General features: G+C 75.2%; 1 protein-coding gene. It reads right to left on the bottom strand.

The genetic code is table 11. The annotated features are described in order from the left end of the window. Positions 1 to 867: FAD-dependent oxidoreductase (locus VB737_RS07330; RefSeq protein ID WP_500312257.1), on the bottom strand; the 867-nt coding region annotated here is incomplete at both ends.

The raw sequence follows: 867 nt of genomic DNA, 5'->3' as shown, positions 1-867 counted from the left end.
GCGCAGGGCGGTGGCGAAGCTCTCGCTGTGGTCGCGCATCGCCGCCAGCAGCTCAGCTTCGGCCGCTTCAGCCGCTTCGGCATCGGCACCACCGCCGGCGACGCACTCCGGGAAAGCCCGCTCCAGGCCGTGGTGCCAGTCGTTGCCGTGCAGGGGCCAGTTCAGCATCACCAGGCCCCCGGGCAGGCGGCCGTAGGTGAGGGTGCGCTCCAGGCCGAAGGCCTCGGTGGCCGCCGCGAAGGGCTCCGGCAGGCGAGGGGGCGTGCGGCGCCAGGCCTCGGCCTCGGGGGCCGCCGACCCTCCCCGCTCATCCAGCTGGCCGAGGCACACCCAGGTGGGCGACTGGATGGGCTGCCGCTGGAAGAAGGGATCGCTGCCAAGGCGCTCGGCCGTGGGGGCGCTGGGTTCCTGCCACAGCTCCCTGGCCTCCCAGCCGAAGCGGAAGGGGGCGCCGGCCAGGGGATAGAGCTCGCCCCGGTCGCTGCCGTCGATCACCACCGTGGGCCGCAGGCGCCGCTGGACGCCCCTGTGCTCCACCGTCACGGCGCCGATGCGGTCGCCGTCGCACTCCAGCGCCTCCAGCCGCACGCCGGACCACCACGCCAGCCGTTCCTCGGCCGCCACCCAGCGGCGCAGGATCCGCTCGGCGCTGGCGGGGCGGTAGCCGAAGCAGCTCACCCAGTTCTGGTCCAGCCCCTCCGGCTCAATCCACTGCAGGGCACGCAGCAGAGCGCCCCACAGGCCGCTCTGCCAGGGGCTCAGCTCGTTGCCGTCCGGGGCGCACACCCCGGCCGCGCTCACCATGCCGCCAAGCCAGGGCCCGGGCGTGAGCAGCAGGGTGTCGGCGCCGGAGCGGGCGGCCTGCAG

Origin of the sequence: Synechococcus sp. BA-120 BA3 (assembly GCF_034931285.1) — a bacterium.
Classification (GTDB): Bacteria; Cyanobacteriota; Cyanobacteriia; order PCC-6307; family Cyanobiaceae; genus Cyanobium.
The sequence above is the reverse complement of the archived record's forward strand: the minus strand, read 5'-3'. Positions and strand labels throughout refer to the sequence as shown.